The sequence below is a fragment of the Salipiger sp. 1_MG-2023 genome (genome assembly GCF_030547555.1).
Classification (GTDB): Bacteria; Pseudomonadota; Alphaproteobacteria; order Rhodobacterales; family Rhodobacteraceae; genus Salipiger.
This window is the reverse complement of record NZ_JAUOQN010000002.1, coordinates 152,163-168,879: the sequence shown is the minus strand read 5'-3', so window position 1 is coordinate 168,879 and position 16,717 is coordinate 152,163. Positions and strand designations below refer to the sequence as shown.

The 16,717-nt window shown below is 66.0% G+C and carries 13 protein-coding genes; 4 read left to right on the top strand and 9 right to left on the bottom strand.

The window, feature by feature from the left end; translation table 11 throughout:
- Positions 1-32: 32 nt before the first annotated feature.
- From addA to regB, 7 genes are all read right to left on the bottom strand, one after another.
- The gene (addA, locus tag Q4543_RS02095) at positions 33-3,410 is read right to left on the bottom strand and encodes a double-strand break repair helicase AddA (protein WP_303436105.1); all 3,378 of its coding nucleotides are present in this window, start codon (positions 3,408-3,410) and stop codon (positions 33-35) included.
- Entirely contained in the window at positions 3,407-6,325 is a 2,919-nt protein-coding gene (gene addB, locus Q4543_RS02090) for a double-strand break repair protein AddB (protein ID WP_303436104.1), read from the bottom strand. Before addB ends, addA begins: the two co-directional genes overlap by 4 nt.
- On the bottom strand, positions 6,318-6,998 hold the full coding sequence (locus Q4543_RS02085) for a nucleotidyltransferase family protein (RefSeq protein ID WP_303436103.1): 681 nt from the start codon (positions 6,996-6,998) through the stop codon (positions 6,318-6,320). Before Q4543_RS02085 ends, addB begins: the two co-directional genes overlap by 8 nt.
- Entirely contained in the window at positions 6,983-7,939 is a 957-nt protein-coding gene (locus Q4543_RS02080) for an aminoglycoside phosphotransferase family protein (protein WP_303436102.1), read from the bottom strand. The genes Q4543_RS02085 and Q4543_RS02080 overlap by 16 nt, the downstream gene beginning before the upstream one ends.
- Positions 7,936-8,424, bottom strand: coding sequence for a tRNA (adenosine(37)-N6)-threonylcarbamoyltransferase complex ATPase subunit type 1 TsaE (gene tsaE, locus Q4543_RS02075; RefSeq protein ID WP_303436101.1), 489 nt, complete (start codon positions 8,422-8,424; stop codon positions 7,936-7,938). The genes Q4543_RS02080 and tsaE overlap by 4 nt, the downstream gene beginning before the upstream one ends.
- A 41-nt stretch (positions 8,425-8,465) precedes the next feature.
- The gene (locus Q4543_RS02070; RefSeq protein WP_303436100.1) at positions 8,466-9,992 is read right to left on the bottom strand and encodes a PAS-domain containing protein; all 1,527 of its coding nucleotides are present in this window, start codon (positions 9,990-9,992) and stop codon (positions 8,466-8,468) included.
- A 79-nt stretch (positions 9,993-10,071) separates the two neighbouring features.
- Complete coding sequence (gene regB, locus Q4543_RS02065; RefSeq protein WP_303436099.1) at positions 10,072-11,457, bottom strand: sensor histidine kinase RegB; 1,386 nt, start codon at positions 11,455-11,457, stop codon at positions 10,072-10,074.
- Positions 11,458-11,544: 87 nt separating this feature from the next.
- Between regB and Q4543_RS02060 the strand changes: the two genes are divergently transcribed.
- Both Q4543_RS02060 and Q4543_RS02055 read left to right on the top strand, forming a co-directional pair.
- Positions 11,545-12,159: an SCO family protein gene (locus Q4543_RS02060; protein WP_303436097.1), complete on the top strand. Its 615-nt coding sequence runs from the start codon at positions 11,545-11,547 to the stop codon at positions 12,157-12,159.
- 81 nt (positions 12,160-12,240) lie between these two features.
- Positions 12,241-12,795: an ActR/PrrA/RegA family redox response regulator transcription factor gene (locus Q4543_RS02055; RefSeq protein ID WP_216002181.1), complete on the top strand. Its 555-nt coding sequence runs from the start codon at positions 12,241-12,243 to the stop codon at positions 12,793-12,795.
- A gap of 24 nt (positions 12,796-12,819) precedes the next feature.
- Here the strand turns inward: Q4543_RS02055 and Q4543_RS02050 are convergent, their stop codons facing one another.
- Both Q4543_RS02050 and Q4543_RS02045 read right to left on the bottom strand, forming a co-directional pair.
- Entirely contained in the window at positions 12,820-13,302 is a 483-nt protein-coding gene (locus Q4543_RS02050; RefSeq protein ID WP_303436096.1) for a GNAT family N-acetyltransferase, read from the bottom strand.
- On the bottom strand, positions 13,296-13,895 hold the full coding sequence (locus Q4543_RS02045) for an HD family hydrolase (protein WP_303436094.1): 600 nt from the start codon (positions 13,893-13,895) through the stop codon (positions 13,296-13,298). Before Q4543_RS02045 ends, Q4543_RS02050 begins: the two co-directional genes overlap by 7 nt.
- Positions 13,896-14,073: 178 nt before the next feature.
- On the opposite strand from Q4543_RS02045, the gene ahcY reads away from it, so the two are divergent.
- Positions 14,074-15,462: an adenosylhomocysteinase gene (gene ahcY / locus Q4543_RS02040; RefSeq protein ID WP_216002184.1), complete on the top strand. Its 1,389-nt coding sequence runs from the start codon at positions 14,074-14,076 to the stop codon at positions 15,460-15,462.
- 116 nt (positions 15,463-15,578) lie between these two features.
- Entirely contained in the window at positions 15,579-16,553 is a 975-nt protein-coding gene (locus tag Q4543_RS02035; RefSeq protein ID WP_303436091.1) for a ketopantoate reductase family protein, read from the top strand.
- Positions 16,554-16,717 lie beyond the last annotated feature (164 nt).

Sequence of the window (16,717 nt, the reverse complement as noted above, 5' to 3'; positions counted from 1 at the left end):
AGGAGCGAACCTAGGAACGCTGCGCGCAATCGTCAAGCCGCCCTTGCGCGGTCGAGCGCCCGCGACACAAGATCGTGTGGTAGATCCACCAGCTGCCGCGTGCCTGTCCACAGGATCGCCGTGTCGATACGCCGTCCGGGCCAGATCTGCGCCAGCGCCTCGGCATAGGCGCCCATCTGGCGCAAGATGCCCTCGGGCGTTGCCTCGGGGGTGTCCGGTACTGTGCGGTTGGATTTGAAATCCACCGCCAGCACGCTGTCATCTCTGACGATCAACCGGTCGATGATGCCATGTACCCGCCCGATCCCCGGCAGATCGGCGCTGAACGCCACCTCGGACAGGCTGCTGCCCTGCCACAGTCGCGCCAACGCCGGCGCGGCCAGAACCCCAAGCGCCTCGGCGACAAGCGTTTCGGTCTCGGCGGGTGGGTCTTCGGAGATGGCGATCACATGCGGGGCCGCCTCGGCCCGTGCCTCGGGGGGCAGCGGGGCCAGATGTTCCAGCAGCAGGTGCAGCAGCGTGCCGCGCCGCATCGCCTCGTCGCGATCCTCGCCCGCATCGCCGCCAAGCGCCTTGGCGCCGCCAAGGTCCGACGGCGACACCGCCTTGGCCGCTTCGGCAACCGCAGGCGCGGGCAAGCGGAACAGATCCGGCAGATCGGTGGTGGGGATGGCACGTGCGGCAGGGGTCTCCAGCGGCAGTGACGACCAGTCCTGCGTGCCGAGCCGCCAGCCGTCCAGCGTGCCGCCCCAGTCTCCGAAATCATACTGCACCGGCAGCGCGCCCGACCGGTCCATCCCGACGCGCACCTTGTCGTACCACGCCTCGCCATTCTTCCCGAGTTCGCCGGCGGCGCAGACCACCAGCCATTTCTCGGCCCGCGTCAGCGCCACATAGAGCAGGCGGTCCCGTTCGCGGGCATCCGCCTCTTTCGCGGCCTGCAGCGCGTCGGCCTGAACCTGCGGTTGCGCATCCGAAGACGCCTTCCACACCGTGCCGCCATCGGCTTTCAGCAGCTGATCGCGGATATCGGCGCGCGGGCGGGCGCAATCGGGCAGGATCACGATTGGCGCTTCCAGTCCCTTGGCCCCGTGCACCGTCATCACGCGGATGCGGGAACCGGCGCTGTCGGGGGCGCGCTTGATCTCCAGATCGTCGGTCTGCATCCATTCAAGGAACCCGGTCAGCGAGGGCACCTCGGTCTGCTCATAGGCCAGCGCCTGCCCAAGCAGCGCGTCGATGCCATCCTGCGCCTCTTCGCCAAGCCGGCCGAGCAGCTTCAGCCGCCCGTCGTGGCGGATCAGGATGCGTTCGATCAGATCGTAGGGGCGCAGGAAATCGGTCTGTCCGCGCAGATCATCCAGCACCCGGACCGCATCCGGGAAATCTTCCCGCGCGTTGCGCAGCGCTGCCCACAGGTATCCTTTGCGCGGCTGGGCAAGGCTGAAAAGCTGCTGCTGCGACAGCCCGAACAGCGGCGAACGCAGCGCGGTGGCCAGCGACAGATCGTCTTCGGGGGTCGACAAAAAGGCCAGAAGCGCGCCGATATCCTTGACCGCCAGTTCCGACATGACCTTCAGCCGGTCCGCCCCGGCAATCGGCAGGCCAAGCGATTTGCAGGCGCGGATGATCTCGGTAAACAGCCGCCCGCGTCCACGCACGAGGATCAGGAAATCGCCGGCATGGGCAGGGCGGGTGCGATAGGTGCCCGAATGGCCGATCTCCTCGGGCAGCGGCGTGCCGATGGTCTTGGCGATGAACCCCGCGACCCGGCCCGCAAGCACCACCGAATGATGCCTCTCGCCCACCCGGTCGACCGGTTCGAACCAGTCGCTGTCGTCGTCTTCGGCCTTGGTGTTCTCGACATGCGGCCACAGGTCAACCCGCCCCGGCATGGCGGATTTGAAGGCCCGGTGGGTCTGATCAGGGGAAAACCCTGCCGCCTCTCGCCCCTCGAAGCAATTGTCCACCAGCCGCAGGATCGGCTCAGCCGAGCGGAAACTGTATTCCAGCATCATCCGGCACAGCGGCGCGTCGGTCGGCCTCAGTCGCTCGGCGAACTCGGCGGCCATGCGGTCGAACTCGCTGGGATCGGCCCCCTGAAAGCTGTAGATCGACTGTTTCTTGTCCCCCACGACAAAGATCGTGCGGCGGATATCGGTGCGCGCGCCGTCGCCTGAGGTGAATTCCTGCGCCAGCCGCTCGATCACCTGCCATTGCACGGGCGAGGTGTCCTGCGCCTCGTCGACAAGGATATGGTCGATGCCACCGTCAAGCCGGAACAGCACCCATTCCGCCACGCGCGGGTCGGACAGCAGATCGCGCGCCCGCGTCACCAGATCATCGAAATCCAGCCAGCCGCGCTTCTGCTTTTCCCGTTCATAGGCGGGCAAAAAGGCGCTGGCAAAACGGTGCAGCGTGATTTCACGCCCCAGAGAGGCCAGCGCAAGCCGCTGCTCGCGCGCGGTTTCGATCCGGCGCATGAGCGCGTCGAGCGCGTCGATTTCAGCCGAAAGCGCGCCATTGCGCAGGCCCTTGGTCGGAAAACTGCCGATCTTGGCGGTAAAGGGCTCCTTTGCGCCGGAACCGGTGAGCAAAACGCTCTCGAGGATGGGAAGCGCCGCCAGATCCGGCGCGGTGATGCGCGCCAGCGCCGCCGCCGCCTTTTGATCATTGGCACCCGAGCCTGCCAGCGCCGGGATCATCCGGGCCAACAGATCCATCTCGCCGCCAAGAAAGACCTGCCCCAGCAGGGTCTCTTCGGTCAGGCCGGGCGGCAGACCGTAAAGCGCCTCCAGATCGGCCACGCTGCGCGCCGGAAGAAAGGCATCGCGGTTGGCGCAGATCTCGGCCAGCAGCGGCGCGGGATCGGCGGTGATGTGAAAGGCCAGCGTCGAGACCAGCGGCGCGGCCTCCACCGCCAGCGCATCAAGCACCTCGGCGCGCAGAAGCTCGGCGGCGCGGTCTTCCATCTCGTGAAATTGCGGCGACACCCCGGCCTCGAGCGGAAACCGGCGCAGCAGCGAGGCGCAGAACGAATGGATGGTCTGGATGCGCAAGCCGCCCGGCGTTTCGATGGCGCGGGCAAACAGCGTGCGGGCCTGTGCAAGACGCTCGCCCGGAAGCATGCCGTCGAGCCCCAGATCCAGCAGTTCGGCCCGCAGCGCGTCATCATCTAGCATCGCCCAATGGCCCAGACGGCGGAACAGGCGGTTCTGCATCTCGGTCGCGGCGGCCTTGGTATAGGTCAGGCACAGGATGTGCTCGGGCAGCACCCCGTCCAGCAGCAGTCGCGCCACCCGGTCGGTCAGCACCCGCGTCTTGCCTGAACCCGCGTTCGCCGCCAGCCATGTCGAGGCATCGGGCCGCGCGGCGCGCACCTGCGCTTCGGTTGCCTCGTCGCGCTTCATTCCAGCGCCTCGCGTGTGGCGGGGTCGATCACGTCCCATTCTCCAAATCGGGAAAGATGATCGTAATCGGACATGTCGGTTTCCTTGAGCAACGCGGCGCGGGCGGTGTAGCCGCGATCGGGATCGGCCCACGCGGTCATCAGCGCCTCGAATTCCTGCCAGACCTGCGTGGCGGGGACTTCGTCAAGCGGCGCGGGAATTTCTCCCGCAGGGTTCAGCGCGACGAAGGTGGCGCTTGCGACATGGCTTGGCGCGAAGTCGCGAAAGGCGCCGCGTTCGACCATCGCCGCCTCGAGCAGCAACTGCTTGTCGAAGAACTTCTGTTCCTTTTTCGACGGCGCGCCGCCGGTCTTGTAATCGTAAAGATGCGCGCCGCCGCGCTCATCAAGGTCGATGCGGTCGGCCTTGCCGCGCAGGGTGAAATCCAGCGCAGGTATCGGCGCATGGCCCATGATTTCGTATTGCGCCGGGCGGGCGAGGGTCTGGCGGGCGCGTTCGGACTCGGCAAACCAGCCCGCGACCCGTGCAAGCCGGGCCTGCCAAAGGTGCCGGGTGGCGGGCCATGGCACGATCTCGGGGTCTTGCAGGATCTGCGCCGCGCGGGCCATCAGGGCGCGTTCGGTCAGGCCAGACGGGTCGGCGACGCTGTCCTGAACGAAGGCTTCGAGCACCTCGTGCACCAGCGTGCCGCGCAACATGACATCGGGCGCGCGCTGCAATGGGTTGAGCGGAGACAGGCGCAGCACCCGCCGCGCATAGATCGCGAAGGGGTCGCGGATCAACGTCTTGATCTCGGTGACCGACAGGCTTTTGGGTCGCGCCCCGGCGGGCGGCGCGGGCGAGGGGCGTGGAGCCGCGGGCACCGGCACCGGCCGTTCCAGCGCGCGCGCCAACGCCAGCCAATGTGCACCGCGGGCTCGCATCGCCGCCAGCGCTTCGGGGCCGCCCTGACCGGGCAGGCCGTTCATCAGGTTCATCAGCCGGTTGACCCAGCGCGACGGGATGGTCTCGGCATCGGCGCTCTTGAGTGCGCGCGTGATCACAACCTCGCGCCCCGCCACCGCCTGCTGGAAATCATGGGCGGCAAGGCCGATGCGCCTTTCGGGCACAAGCAGACCGGCCTGATGGCGCATCCGCCGGTTCAGCCACGGATCGGCGCCGGGCAGTTCGGGCCACGAGCCCTCATTGAGCCCGCCGAGGATCAGCAGATCAGCCCCCATCACCCGCGCTTCAAGCGTGCCCCAGATCAGGATTTTCGGGTGCGGCGCGTCGTTGTCGCGCAGTTCCGCGCGCGACAGGATCGCGGCGAAAAGATCGGCATAATCGCGCGCGTCGAGCGCGGTGCCATGCGCGGCCTCGGCCTGCAACCCCTCGACCACCGTGCGGGTCTTGCGCCCGGCGGCCTGTTTCCACAGTTCCGAATCCGGCCCCCCGGCAATGGCCTCGGCGGCGGCGAGATGCGCGGTGACCCAATCGGCCAGCGGGCGCTGGTGCGGCTGGCGCGCGGGAAAGAAGGCGTCGATCAGCCATTCGGCCCAGTCGGCCATGTCTTCGGCCTCGCCCCAGCTACGGATCTGCTCGGGGCGCGGAAACGGCCAGCCCTTGCGGCGGATCTGCAGTTCCAGCTCGCGGGTGGCGCGCAGATGCGGGCCGCGCCCCTGTGCGCTGTGGGTCAGCGGATGCTTGAGCAGCGTCAGCAGCGCCTCGGCGGTCAGATCGCCGCCGAACAGATCGGCGACATGCCGCAGGAACCGCCCCGGCGGCGACAGCTGCAACGGCACACCGGCGCTGTCGTCCGGGAGAATTTCCCAGCGGTCCAGCGCGGCAGTGACTTGCCGCGTCAACATCCGGTCGGGGGTGATGAGCGCGGCGGTGACACCGTCTTGCGCAGCCTGACGCAGGCGCAGCGCGATGGCGGTGGCCTCGTCACGCGGGCTTTGCGCTTCGATCAGGGTCAGCCCCTCGGTCGCCGCGCTCAGGGCTTGCAGGCGCGGGCCTTCCTCGCGCCATTGATCGGTCACCGGCGCGGGGCGAAGCGCGAGCGAGATCAACCGGTTGCGTTCGGGCGCGGGCGGGTGATCGCTGGTCCAGCGCGGGATATCACCCGCCGTCAGCCCAAGTTCGGCCATCAGTCTGGCAAAGCGGAACTGCGGGTGATCCTCGCCCGAGAGCGCGTCGCTCAGACCGTTCCACACCGTCTCGGGCGTGTCGAAATCGAAGCCGGGCAGCACCAGAGCGCCCTGCGGCAGACGTGCCACCGCCTGCATCAGCCGGTTGGTGCCCCCGCGCGAGCCGGTCGAACCGGCAAGGATCACCGGGTGCGTCGGCGGCGCCTGTTCCCATTCCGCAAGGCGGCGCTCTAGCGCAAGGCGGCGAAAGGCGTTCACATCCGGCGCCTCTTCGGCACCGTCGAAATAGCGCTGCACGATCATCAGGAATTGCTGCGTGCGCTGCCAGTGCCCGGACTCGTCGCTGACATCCAGCGCGGCGATGGCGTCGGGCGTGACGCCCTCGTCCTGCATTTCATCCATCAGCGTCGCAAGGCTGTCGGCGAGATCGAACAGCGAGGCGCGCGGGGCAAGATCGGGTTGCGCGTCGAGCAACCCCGATACCAACCCGATCAGTTCGAGCCTGCGGCGCAGCGGCGGCACCGGCGCGGGCAGTCGGGCAAGCGCCACCGGGTCCGATACGTTCGACAGCAGGCGCATCCGGGGCAGCAACGTGGCGGGGCCTTCGTCGAACACCGTGCGGATGCGGCGCGCCATGCGGGTGGTGTTGACGATCAGCTCGACGCGGGCCATCGCTTCGGGCGGCTGTCCGGCCATGCGGGCGCGCAAGCCGTTCACCAGCGCGCGGGGGAAATCCACGCCGGGTTCAAGCGCAAAGACGCGCGGATGATCGAGGCGCTCAAACATCGGCGGCCAGCATGGTTTCGGCCAGTGAAATGCCCTCTGGGTGGCCAACGTCGCACCATTGGCCGGGGTAGCTCAGCCCGTGCAGGCGGCCGTTTTCGGCCATGCGGTTCCATAGCAGGTTGAGCGAAAATGCCGTCTCATCGATGCCCAGCAGCCCATCGGTCTTGATGATCTGAAGGCCGGTATAGACGCTATCCCCACTGCGGGAAATTTTCCCATCTTGTGACAGCGTAAAGTCGCCGTCCCCCTTGCGCCCGACGGCGCGCGCCAGCGGTACGCAGAGCAGCAGCGCATCCATGGTCTCGGGTCGCCACGCCTCGGCCAGAAGCCGCAGCGGGTTCGGCCCGGTCAGGATCGCATCGGTGTTCATGGTGAACACCGGCCCGTCGCCGAGCAGCGGCAAGGCGGCGCGCAGGCCCCCTCCGGTATCGAGGATCTGCGGTGTCTCAACGCTGATTGCAACGTCACGCCCGGTCAGATGCGCGGCGATCTGATCGGCATGATAATGGGCATTGGCGACCCGGCGCAGCGGCCCGTATGTATCGGCAAGCGCCAGCGCATGATCGATCAGCGGTTTGCCCGCGACAGGCACAAGCGGTTTCGGGCGCTCGGCGGTCAGCGCACCCATGCGGGTGCCAAAACCGGCGGCGAACAGCATCAGGGCGTCGGGCACGGGTGTTTCAGCCTGTTCAGACGCGAAGCGTCGGGTTCGGGAAGCGCGCCGAGCAGGCGCGCGATGTCGCGCAGCGCCGGGTGGCGCAGGTCGGTTTGCAGGTGGCCCCAGACACGGGGCACAAGGTCGATATAGCCGGGCTTGCCGCGACTCGCAGCCAGTCGGGCGAACACCCCGAGGATGCGCAGGTTGCGCTGCGCGCCCAGCACCGCAAGGGCTGCGCGGAAGGGGGCGTCGTCCAGCCCGGTCGCATCGAGATAGTGGCGGATCGACAGCTCTGCGATGCCGGGGCGCAGATCGCGGCGGGCGTCTTCGATCAGCGACACGAGGTCATAGGCGCGGTGCCCGGCCAGCGCGTCCTGAAAATCGAGCAGCCCGGCGCGGGCGGGGCCGCTGCGTTCGGGCAGCCAGAGGATGTTCTCGGCATGGTAATCGCGCAGCACCATGACGTCGGTGCCGGGGGCATGGGTGCTGAGCGCCTCTTCGAAGGCGGTGATCACGGCGGGTTTTGCCGCCGCCGCATCCGGCGCGTAGCAATCAAAGGCAAGATCGGTCATCTGCGCCAGCCGCTGCGGCGTCGCCTGCAATAGTGGCGGCGCGGGGTGGCGGTGCAGCTCCGTCAGCGCGTCAACGGCGGCGCGGTACAGCTGCGCTTCGGTTTCGGGGTCGGTGGCCAGGCGCGCGATCAGCCCGTCGCCGAGATCTTCGAGCAGCAATCGCCCCGGCGCTTCGGCAAGGATGCGCGGCGCGCTGAGACCAAGCCCGCACAGGTGCCGCGACAGGCGTGCGAACAGCGCCACGTCGCCGTCGGGGTCGTCCATCAGGATCGCGGTTGCACCGTTGCAGGACAGGCGGGTGTAGCGGCGGGCCGACGCATCGCCGGCGAGCGCAGCGGTTTTGGCTCCGCCCCAGCCCGCGGCATCGAGGAACGGGTCGGTCAAGAGCTGGCCTCGAATTGCGCGCCCAGGTCCCGCAGGATGTCGGTCCAGCGCGGATCGGAATAGGCAAGGGACAGGTGACGCAGATCCTCAGGATCACCGGTGGTGAACTCGAGCGACAGTGCCCCTTGCGGCGTCAGCCCGGCCAGCCGGTCGGGCCATTCCACAAGGCAGATGGCGGTGTCGAAGGCGTCGGTCAGTCCCAGCTCGAGGCATTGGTCAGGGTTCGAGAGGCGATAGAGATCAGCGTGCCAGATTTCGCCCGACGGGCTGTCATAGACCTGCACGAGGGTGAAGGTGGGCGAGGGCACGTCTTCGGGGTGATCCTGAAGCGACTGAATCAGGCATCGTGCGAAATGGGTCTTACCCGCGCCGATGCCGCCCGACAGCAGCAGAACATCGCCGGGACGCAGCCGCGCGCCAAGCGCCCTCGCTAGAGCGCAGGTTGCGTCGGGTGTGGGAAGGGTAACGGTGCGCGGCTGGGTCATGGCGCAAGGATACCGTGCCCCCCGGTCGGCGCAAGCCTTGTTCAGGCGTCAACATTCTCGCGTCTGCGACGCAGGTTGCCGGCGTCGGCGGGAAGCGCGGAAAAGCGCACCAGCGTCGAGCCTCCGGCCAGCGGTTCGACCCGGCTCAGCAGCCTTTGGCCGTCGCTGCGGATCAGTTCGGCGTCCCAGCCGGCGCGATCCCGCTCGGTCATCACGAAATCGCGCAGGTCTGACCAGATCGGGCTGAACTTGCAGGCCGATTGCCACAGCCGGGTCGACTCGGCGATGCAGGTGTCGGCAAGGCTGCCGTCCGGGTCCAGATTCCACATGTCCCGGTAGGCGGCGTTGGTGAAGGTGAGCGTGCCGAGCTGCGAAAACACCGCCACCGCATCGCCAAGGCTGTCGAGCACTGATTGCGTCACCTCGATCTCCTGGCGGAACCGGCGGGTGAGGCTGATTTCCGAGGTGATGTCCTCGAACAGGAAGGCGACGCCGCCGTCGGGGTGGGGCCGCCCGGTGATGCGATAGGTCAGGCCAACGGGCAGGTTCCAGACCTCGGTGTACAGGTCCGAGCTTGCCGCGGCGATGACCTCGGACAGCTTGTCGCGCCAGGACCGGTAATCCTTGGGCTCGGGCATCATCTGCCGTTCGCGCAGCATGTCGAAGAAGCTGAGCAGGTTGGGCCGAGACGACAGGAATTCCGCCGGCAGGTTGGTGTGGTCGATCAGCGCCGGATTGAACAGCACCAGCCGCCGGTCCTTGTCAAAGACCGCAAGGGCGATGGGCAGATGGGCAAAGATCCGCGTCAGCGTCTGCAGGAAATTGCGCTGCGTCGCTTCGGCGTGGATCACCGCGTCGATGTTCTGGGCAAAATGCAGCCAGCCATCGGCAAGGCGATAGGATTGCACCTCGAACCAGCTCTGCGTGCCATCCTCGCGTTTGCCGATGCTGGTGCGGCTGATGTAGAGTTCTTCGGCCTCGTTGGGCAGCACGGCAAAGGGCGGTGTCGCATTGTCGGCCTGCCCGGCCTGAAGCGCCACATCGGTGAACGCGGGGTTGGACCACACCACCTTGCGGGCGCGGTCGGTCTGCCACACCGGAAACGGCGCACGGGTAAACGCCAGCCTGAGGCGTGACAGATCGCGCATTTCGGTGCGCAGCCGCAGGTATTCGCCCGCGTCGAGCGACGGCCCGGTCATGCTGAGGTTCAGGCTGCGCCCTTCGGGCCGGATCTCGATATGGGTGTCGGGATCGCCGGTGGCGTCGAGCACCAGCCGATCTCTGGGGGGCGCTTCGGGGAAGGCGGGGAAATGGGCGCGCAGCACCTCGGCGAGGTCATCCCAGATCAGCCTCTCGTCCGGGGTGCAATCAAGCAACTGGCGGGCCTGCGGCGTGGCATCGACCAGTCGGCCATCGGTCACGAACATCTCGACCCGGTTGCCACGAGGACGGGTGCCGGGGCTTGGCGGATCGTCGACAGGGATACGCGCAGTGCGCAGGAGAAGCCCGCCGAAGATTGCGGCACAGCTGGCGCCGATACCGGCGGCGATAATGACAAGCAGTTCCACAACGTGACCCTGACAAACTGTTAACCGGACACACAGCTAAAAGTAGAAGGTTAATTACCGGTTAAGTTGTGACTGCGGGTCAGGTTTCGATCAAGGGATTTTCGCCAAGCGGCGTGTTCGGTGCAACAGTGGCCACCACCTTGGCCACGGGCCAGGTCAGCTCGACGATGGCGCCATTGGGGGCGCCTTCCGCGCCTTCGCCCTCTTCTGCGCCATTGGCAAAGCTGAGCTCGGCGCCGCTGCGCTCCAGCAGGGTCTTGGCGATGAACAGGCCAAGCCCCATGCCTTCGTATCCGGGCCGTGCGCTGCGGCCGGGATCGCTGCGGCGGCGGCGCAGAAACGGGTCGCCAAGCCGCCCGATCAGATGCGGCGGATAGCCCGGCCCGTCGTCGCGGATGCGCACGACGATGCGGCGGTCGTCCCAGCTGGCGTCGATCCAGACCTGCGTGCGGGCGAAATCCACCGCGTTCTGTACGAGGTTGCGCAGCCCGTGCAGGATGTCGGGGCGGCGAAACACCTGCGGCTGAGGGCCGCCGCCGGGCAGGGGGGCAAATTCCATCGTCAGGGTCTTGCCGCGATTCTCATGCGGCTCGGCGGCCTCGCGCAGCACCTCGGACAGGGGGGCGTGGCGCATGTGCAGATCGTCCTTGCCGGCGCGGCCCATGCCATGAAGGATGTCGCGGCAACGATCGGCCTGGGCACGGATCAGGCGGGCGTCTTCCTGCATCTCGGGGAACTCGTCCAGATCTTCGATCAGCTCTGCCGAGGCGAGCTTGATCGTTGCCAGCGGTGTGCCCAGCTCATGCGCGGCGGCGGCGACCACGCCGCCCAGATCGCTGAGTTTCTGCGCCCGCGCCAGCGCCATCTGCGTTGCCACAAGCGCATCCGACATGGCGTTCATCTCGTTCGTCGTACGCCGTGCATAGACCGAGATGAACAGCAGCGCGATCACCAGCGCCGTCCACTGGCCAAAGATGAACACGTCAGGCAATCCGAAGATCGTCCCGTCTTGGGTGCTCAGTGGCATGTAGACGAACACCATGCAGGTGATCAGCGCCACGGCGGTGGCGTTGATCAGCACGGTCGAGCGCAGCGACAGCACCGTCGCCGAAACCGTGGCCGGGGCCAGCACCAGCAGCGAGAACGGGTTGTGCAACCCGCCAGTGAGGAACAGCAGCAGGCACAGTTGCAGCAGATCGAACATCACCATCAGGAAGTTCTCGGCCTCGGACAGGCGTTTGTCTTCGGGGTAGATGAACATGGCGATGAGATTGCCGACCACCGACACGCCCACGGCGAGATAGCAAAGCCCCAGTTCCAGTTGCAGATCATACAGCTGGCGGGCGACGGAAATCGCGGTCAGCTGGCCGACGATGGCGACCCAGCGCAGAATGATCAGCGTGCGCAGGCGGATGAAATTGCTGCGCTGGCCCTCTTCGAGCAATCCCAGATCCGGCTGACTCATGGCTGCGCGCTTTCGTCTCTTTATCCCCACGACCGCGATTGTTAAGTCTGCAGGGCAGGTTCCGCAATCACATCACCGGAGGATTCCATGCGCTGGATCGCCGTTACCGCTGCCGCCACCGCCCTTGTCGTCGTTTCCGCCTGGGCGTGGCTTTACACCCGGGGGTCGGATGACCAGTTCGCCAGCTGCCGCGCAACTGCGGTTGCGGGTGGCGCCGGGGCCATCGGCGGGCCATTCACGCTGGTCAACAGCGCCGGGCAGACGGTGACCGACTCCGATGTGATCACCAAGCCGTCTCTGGTCTATTTCGGCTATACCTTCTGCCCGGATGTCTGCCCGCTCGACAATGCGCGCAATGCCGAGGCGGTCGATATCCTCGAAGAGCAGGGCTATGACGTGACGCCGGTGTTCATCTCGATCGACCCCGAGCGCGACACGCCCGAGGTGGTGGGCGAGTATGCCGGGGTGTTCAGCGACAAGATGATCGGCCTGACCGGATCGCCCGAGCAGGTGAAGGCGGCAAGCCAAGCCTATCGGACCTATTACAAGAAGAACGACACTGGCAACGACTATTACCTCGTCGACCATTCGACCTTCACCTATTTCGTGCTGCCCGAAACCGGATTCGCCGAGTTCTTCCGCCGCGAGGCAACGCCGGACGATATGGCGCAGACGGTGGGGTGCTTCATCGACCACATGTAACTGCCACGCGGTGTTTGACCCTCCGGCAGGGCTTGGGTATGAACCTTTGCAGGCAAAGACCTGCATCGGGAGTATAAAATCGTGTCGGACCGCACCATCGAAGACCTCGGCGACGACCGCTCCCTCCTGCTTGTCGATGATGATGAACCGTTCCTGCGCCGCCTTGCAAAGGCGATGGAAAAGCGCGGCTTTGAGGTCGAGACCGCCTTGTCGGTCGCGGGGGGAACAGCGATCGCCACGGCGCGGCCTCCGGCCTATGCGGTGATCGACCTGCGGCTCGAGGATGGCAACGGGCTTGATGTGGTCGAGGTGCTGCGCGAGCGTCGCCCCGACAGCAAGGTGATCGTGCTGACCGGTTACGGGGCGATTGCTACGGCGGTTGCGGCGGTCAAGATCGGGGCAACCGACTACCTGTCGAAACCGGCGGATGCCACCGACATCACCAACGCGCTGCTGTCCCGGACAGACGATCTTCCGCCGCCGCCCGAGAACCCGATGAGCGCCGACCGGGTGCGCTGGGAACACATCCAGCGGGTCTATGAGCTGTGCGATCGCAACGTGTCGGAAACCGCGCGGCGGCTGAACATGCACCGCCGGACGTTGCAGCGCATTCTGGCCAAGCGCTCGCCGCGCTGACTAGGCTGACTGGGCTGGCGGCGCTCAGAGGTCGTAGCGCTTGAGCAGCTTGGTCACGGTCTGACCGTTGCGCATCACATAACCGTCGATACGGCCCCAGTCCTCGAAGCCGCGGCTTTGATAATAGATCAGCCCGCCGGCATTGTCGGCGCGGATCTCGGCGTTGATCCATGCGTAGCCTGCCATGCGCGCCGCCTGTTTCGTGGCCTCGAACAGCTTTGATCCGATGCCGAGCCCGGTCTTTCCAGAGCGTGCAAAGGTCGAGATCTGCCCCACCGAATCCCTATGTTCCGGATGCGGGTCGATCCACTGCACCCCGAGGATCTGCCCCGCATCGTCTTCGGCCACATGCCAGATCGCGCGCGGATCGCTTTGCATCCATGCTTGCACATCGACGGGGTCGACCGCGTCGGTCATCGCCGTGGTGCCGCCGATGGCGATGACCTCGTTCAACAGCTCTGCGATGTCGCGCGCATCCAGCGCTGCGGCCCGGCGCACGGTCAGCATGGCAGCGCCGCCAGCAGTTCGGCGTGGCGGGCGTTGAACGCCGCACGCACCTCGACCGGCGGGCGCAGGTGGATATCCAGCCCCTCTATCAGCGCCGGCTCGGGCGCCCCAAAGACTTTCTTGGCTTCCGCCGCCGAAAATCCGGCGATCTGCGTTGCCTCCATATAGGCCGATACCAGATCCGCCTTCTTGATCCGCGTCTTGAGCCGCGGCGGGATCAGCGCGGGCAGCCCGAAGCGGATGTGGATCGCCGCCATCAGCCGCTTGTCGAGCACGCCGTATTCCGGCCCGACCGCCGCCTTCACCGGGGAAATCATGTCGCCGATGACGTATTCCGGCGCGTCGTGCAGCAGCGCTGTCAGCTTCTGCGCCACGGTTGCGCCGGGATTCATTCGGCAGAACAGCGCCTCGACCAGCAGCGAATGTTCGGCCACGGAATAGGGGAAATCGCCATGGGTCTGCCCGTTCCAGCGGGCAACAAAGGCAAGGCCATGGGCGATGTCCTCGATTTCGATATCCACCGGGGTTGGGTCGAGCAGGTCAAGCCTGCGCCCCGACAGCATCCGTTGCCATGCGCGCGCCTGTTTCGCCATTACAGCGACTCGGCGTGCACGCAACAGCGAGCGTATTCATTGCTGGGAAAGCTGTCTGCCTCGATCATCGCGCCTGCTCTTTTACGGTCCGTCTGCAGCGAGTCCTGATGCACGTTGCCGCTATAATCAAGGGATGCTACCTCGGGCGCCAACACGCATTCACAGGACGGAGCCGGAAATGGCACAGGACTACGTCGTCAAAGACATCGCGCTTGCAGCATTCGGCCGCAAGGAACTGGACATCGCTGAAACCGAAATGCCGGGCCTGATGGCCTGCCGCGAGGAATTCGGGGAAAGCAAACCGCTGGCGGGGGCGCGCATCGTGGGCTCGCTGCACATGACCATCCAGACCGCCTGCCTGATCGAAACGCTGGTGGCGCTGGGCGCGGAGGTGCGCTGGGCCTCCTGCAACATCTTCTCGACGCAGGATCACGCCGCGGCAGCCATCGCCGCAGCGGGGATTCCGGTGTTCGCGATCAAGGGCCAAAGCCTTGAAGAGCATTGGGATTACGTCGACAAATCCTTCCAGTTCGAAGACGGCCCGAACATGATCCTCGACGATGGCGGCGACGCCACGCTGTACATCCTGCTGGGCGCGCGCGCCGAGGCGGGCGAAGAGATCATCCCGGTGCCGCAATCCGAGGAAGAGGCGGTCATCAAGGCGCAGATCGCCAAGCGTCTGGAGGCCTCGCCGGGCTGGTTCACCAAGGTGCGCGACCAGATCAAGGGCGTGTCCGAGGAAACCACCACCGGCGTGCATCGCCTGTACGAATTGCAGAAAACCGGCCAGTTGCCGTTCCCGGCAATCAACGTGAACGATTCCGTCACCAAGTCGAAATTCGACAACAAATACGGCTGCAAGGAATCGCTGGTCGACGGCATTCGCCGCGCCACTGACGTGATGATGGCCGGAAAGGTCGCCGTCGTCTGCGGTTACGGCGACGTGGGCAAGGGCTCTGCCGCCTCGCTGGCAGGTGCTGGCGCGCGGGTGAAAGTCACCGAAGCCGATCCGATCTGCGCGCTTCAGGCGGCGATGGACGGGTTCGAGGTGGTGCTTCTGGAAGACGTGGTGGACAGCGCCGACATCTTCATCACCACCACCGGCAACAAGGACATCATCCGCATCGAGCATCTGCGCGCGATGAAGGACATGGCCATCGTTGGCAACATCGGCCATTTCGACAATGAAATTCAGGTCGCCGCGCTGAAGAACCACAAATGGACCAACATCAAGGACCAGGTGGACATGATCGAGATGCCGAGCGGCTCGCGCATCATCCTGCTGTCCGAAGGCCGTCTGCTGAACCTTGGCAACGCCACCGGCCACCCGTCGTTTGTCATGTCCGCCAGCTTCACCAATCAGGTGCTGGCGCAGATCGAACTGTGGAAGAACGGCGGCGATTACGAAAACAAGGTCTACATCCTGCCCAAGCATCTGGATGAAAAGGTCGCGCGCCTGCATCTGGCCCGCATCGGGGTCAAGCTGACCCAGCTGACCCCCGAACAGGCCGCCTATATCGGCGTCACCCCCGAAGGCCCGTTCAAGCCGGAACATTACCGCTACTGACCGTTCCGCCATCGCTTTTTATAAACGCCCCGTGATCGTGCGGGGCGTTTGCCTTTCGAGGGTTGCACTTTGCCGCGCAAGGGCGCTGCCATGCGGCAAGTACGAAGGAGATAACCATGCGCATCATCATTCACGGCGTCGGCGCCATCGGCGGCGTTGTCGCTGCGGCTCTTCTGGCCACGGGGCAAGAGGTCATCGGCATCGCGCGCGGCCGCATGTTGGAGGCGATCCGCGACAAGGGCCTGACGATGATCAGCCCAAAGGGTCGCATCACGGTGGATCTGCCCTGCGTTGCTCACCCGTCCGAGATCACCTTTCGCGACGATGATACTGTGCTGCTCTGCGTCAAGGGGCAGGACACAGACGCCGCGCTGCAAGATCTGCGCGCCGCCGGGATGACCGAACAGCCGCTGTTTTGCTTGCAGAACGGCGTCGCCAACGAGCGCGTCGCCTTGCGCTATTTCCCCAATGTGCATGGCGCGACGGTGATGATGCCCGCCACCTATCTGGAACCGGGCGAGGTCATCACCCACGGCGCGCCCTGCTATGGGCTGTTCATGCTGGGCCGCTACCCGGGCGGCACCGACACCGATGACGAAACGCTGAAACAGGCGTTCGAAGCTGCGAATCTCGCCGCCCTCCTGCCCGCGAGCGTCATGGACACGAAATACGGCAAGCTGCTGCTGAACCTTGGCAATATCGTCGATGCGCTGCTGCCGTACGAAGCTGCCAAAGGGCGCTTTACGGCGCAGCTCAAGGCCGAGGCCGAGACAGTATTCGCTGCCGCGGGGATCCCTTGGGAGGAAATGGGCCTCGACAACCCGATACGCGAGCAATTCATGAAGATCGTCGATATCGCCGGGGTGCCACGCTCGGGCAGCTCGACCCGGCAAAGCATTTCCCGAGGCGCGGGTAGCGTCGAGACCGATTATCTCAATGGTGAAATCGCGCTGCTGGGCCGCCTGCACGGCGCCCCCGCCCCGCTCAACGCCGCCATGTCTGCCTTGGCGGCCCGCCTTGTCGACGCTGGCGACGGCGCGGGCGGCATGAGTGAGGAAGATCTTGAAGCGGTGTTCCTGGCCGCCCTGTAGCGACGCCTCCGGCGGGAGTTTATCTGGCAAGATGAAGGATAGGCGCCGCGCCCCGTCTTCATCTTGCCGGATAAACTCCGGGGGGCCCGAAGGGCGGGGGCAGCGCCCCCTCTGATCTCTGTCCAATGGCGCAAGCGAGATCTTTCGCCGCAGGATCGGTCATG